2 protein-coding genes are annotated in these 3,768 nt (G+C 40.2%); both read right to left on the bottom strand.

Features of this window, described 5'->3' with window-relative positions:
* Positions 1-83 precede the first annotated feature (83 nt).
* Positions 84-2,291, bottom strand: a complete 2,208-nt coding sequence (locus IQ229_RS17565; protein WP_194045895.1) for a hypothetical protein — start codon at positions 2,289-2,291, stop codon at positions 84-86.
* A gap of 5 nt (positions 2,292-2,296) precedes the next feature.
* The coding region (locus IQ229_RS17560) for a hypothetical protein (RefSeq protein ID WP_194045893.1) at positions 2,297-3,768 on the bottom strand (1,472 nt) is incomplete at its 5' end.

Genomic DNA, 3,768 nt, shown 5'->3' with positions numbered 1-3,768 from the left:
CACCAATAGAACTTAGTCCACTAGATGGTAGTCTAGTTTTATCAATACAGAGATTTCCGAAAACCTCACGAACCAAATCGTTATTATAGGTTGTTACTTCCCAAGAATTCATCTATATCAAATCCACTACTATATATTTGGTTAATAATAATTTTTGAGTCAGGAGTGAGAGCAGCACTTTCAATTTCAGCATAGGCAAATCTAAAAGTTAAATTGCCAGTTAAAGATAGGTCATTTTCCGAAGAATTTGATGGCAATGTGGGTACTTCTGAAAGTATTACCTGAAAACTGAAGCGCTGATGAGCAGGAATTTCCTGTTCTAATAGTTTTCCCTGCTGAAAATCAGGCAGTTCGTGAATATATAGGCAAAGGTCTGTTAGCGGCACTGAGTTAGGATTCTCAATAGTAATTTCCAGTTCTCCTGTCTGTATGGGCTTGCCTTCGCCAAAGCAAAAAACCAGCACAGGAAGACGTTGGATCGATTTTCGCAGAACAGATACGCCGACCACAACTTCTTCGGGAAATAGCCCACCGTGAGAACCGATAATTTTTTTATTGCTAGTGTAGCTAAAAGAACCTAAGCTAGCGGAGCCTTTGACAATACTAATATCGTGAGGAAGACCGTAGCGATCGCCTTCTAAAACCACAAACCTAGTATCATCAGTTTTACCAATCGCCATTCTCCCCTTTGCTTCCAGTTCTGGAGGGCAATGGGTGACTTTTTCGGAAGTACCCATCATTTGACCATGATCGCTGGCAATAACGATTCTTAGCGCATCTGAATTAGGGTATTGTTGCAAACAGTAATCAATTCTCTTGGCAATGCCTTCTAGGGTATGGGGACAGTCAAGTTCGTAAAGGCTTTGCCAGTCTTTTTGACTGTGATAAAGACTATCGAAGATATCTGTATCCCAACAATACAACTTAAAAGCCTTTTTTCTCAAAGCGCTGTAAAGTTTGTCAACTTGTCTATCTGTATAACGTTTGCCCATGCCCATTTTTACAAAAGCTTTGCCAGCATCCGCAACCCAAGCAGAATCATTGGGCAACAATTGAGCATATAGGCTCCATTTGGCATACTCTGTTTTAGTGGGCAAAATACTAAACCGAGGCTCAATGGCAGTTTCTACAGCCAGTTTATAATTATTCGTGAGTAAAGCCAAAAGTTCTAGATGATCTAACCATCCTAAGCCATCGACCACAACCCAAAAAACAGGACTTTCTTGGCAAAGATTTTGTACTTTTGATGCAACGCTGTAGTTGAGGTAGGAATTTTCTACTGAGTCTACCTGCATCTGGGGGTAGTGCTGGAGCATCCACTCGACAAAGCTATCCGCCAAACTATCACTAATTTTTGGTGCAACGGCAGGTTGCTTAATAACTTCCCAGCGACGGAAAGGCAGGTAATCTTTTGTTGCCCAAGCTAAAGCTTGCTCAGGAGTAGCATCTAAAGGCAGGGGTTGAGGGGGATGTTGATTAAGATTTAATTCTTGCTTCTGCTGATAGCTAAGATAAGGGGTAACTTTGGCTTCCCTGGCTTGATTAATCCAGTTAGGTCGATTGCCAAGAACCTTGTAAGCACAATTTGCAATTTGCTCCATACCTACTTGGTTCGCAGGCATTAGGGTATCCAAAACTTTACCTTCGGTGCGGGAGATGAGTTGTTCCCAGTAGCTGTCAAACTCTTGTCTGAGTAAGTCGGGAACTGGCAAGGGATACTTGCCGATGTCGTTAAAGACTGGTTCTGCTATGCCTAACCAGCGACGTAGGAACAATAATTTATTTTCAGTCTGGTAATAGTTTGCTAACTCATGTTCCTTGAAACGTTGCTGCCAAACTCGCTCTAAGGGTTGGTACTCTTCTGGAATTGAAATTGACAACCAAGCGGCGAGATGTGAGATTGAGGGATCAGCAAACCATATCTGTCCATCACTATTAGTGATGTTATCTGCTAAAAAGTGGGCAATGGCGTTGTCTTGGGGATAAGAATCTAACTTGGTAGTCAGAATCAGTACTTGCTCGTCAGTCCAATCATGGGGTAACTGTACATTAGCAAACAATTGCCCTAGTCTGTAGCGGGGATGTTGCTTAATCTCCGTGATTTCCTCACTTCTATTCCACGATCGCAGCCAAGTTTCTGCCCATTTACATAATCGCTCACCTCTTACCCAGCAAGGATCGGCACTGACACCAAAGAACTGTATCCATTCCACCTCTGTTGTAATTCGGATATAGCCGGAGGGAATATCGTACAATCCAGTAGGGTCTAATATGATGTGTTTATCACTCATCCCTATTAATCCTCCGTCTTTTCTGAGAGAATTTGCCCTAACCTCTCATGCACATTTTGTTGCTCTAAACGGGGAAGTTGCCGTAACAGTACGAAAATTTGATTGGTTATATCTTTCTTCTGTTCCTCAACGCATTGACGTTCTATATTCTCTAGTAATTGGGTTTCTGCAACACTAATTAAGCTAATATAATCAGATTTTTCAGCTTGAATTTGCTCAAGTAGATTGTTTGCTATTTCTAGTTTTTCCGCATCATCAACCGATTGATTTATTTGAGTACAACTGTTTTCTAAATCTTTGACCCATTGCTGGGCAGCAGCTTGTTTTTGTTGGAGAATTTGCGATTGTTTTTGTTCATATTCTTCTATTTTATGCCTGAAATTTGCTTCTAACAGAGAAATCCTCTCTTGAAAGCGGTCAGCATTATTGATATTTAACTCTCCACTAGCAATTATTGCCAAAGCATCATTACAACTGGGAATAGAATCACTTTGTTGATAACAAATCTCTAGACTTTGTATTTGCTCTAGGTCATGCTTTAAACTCTGAATTTGTGGTTGTAATTCTTGGTAATTTGCGTAATCAGCCGAATCTTGAAATACAACATCAAGCTTGGCATATTCAGTCTTAATAATATCTAATTCTGTAAGATTGTTTACTGACTGTAGTTGAGTGCGGAGATTGGCCAGACTAGAACTATCGCTAGTGATTTTGTTTTGAATTGACTGCACAATTTCAGCAAGTTCATCCTGAAATTTATCGGGATAATTGAAGCGAGATTGTAAATTTTCAATTTCTTGAAGCGCTGCTTGAGAAAGATAAATAGTTTTAATTTTTGTTACAGAATTACGAATATTCTGCATGATTTGTGTATCTTCAGCTTGCTTTTGTCCTTCTTCTGTCTGCTGCCTAATGTCTGTTAATCTGATGTTGCTGGTACGAAGGGCATTTTGCAAACTCTCAATTAAGTGGGGAGGCAAGTCTGCAATTTGGGTAACCTGGTCAATAATTCCTTCAATTTCAATTTTATAGGTATTGCAAGCTTGTTCAGTAGATAGTGACTCAGCACTCTTGCTTTTTGCTGCTACAAGTTGGTCAATTTTATTACTGACAGTTTGAAATGCTTGAGAGAAGCGATCGCTTTGTTGTTGTGTTGGTAAAATTGAGTTGTTTGGCGATCGCTTCAACAGTTGCGGGTAAAGTGGTAAAACTGCTGCTAATTGTGCATCATGAGGTAAGTTTTCCACCGCTTGCACTGGCTGGAACCACTTGTCAATTTCAGCAATCGCAGCACTCATCTGCTTTCTATTCTTAGTTAATTCTTCTTTTTCTAACTCATCCGGTTCATTAGATTCCAAAAAAGCAACAACTGCCTCTAGATACTCCTGCGCCTGATCGTAATAATTTATTAGCGATGCCGAAATTGGCATTTCTGCTTGTTGGCGACGAATTAGTTTTGACTTTTGTTTAACAATCC

Origin of the sequence: Nostoc cf. edaphicum LEGE 07299 (assembly GCF_015207245.1) — a bacterium.
GTDB classification, from domain to species: Bacteria; Cyanobacteriota; Cyanobacteriia; order Cyanobacteriales; family Nostocaceae; genus Nostoc; species Nostoc edaphicum_B.
Note: the sequence above shows the minus strand (reverse complement) of the source record. Positions and strands in the feature narration are given on the sequence as shown.

Coding starts and splice junctions, on each gene's coding strand:
- IQ229_RS17565 (WP_194045895.1), bottom strand. CDS start 2,291: ATGAGTGATAAACACATCATATTAGACCCTACTGGATTGTACGATATT.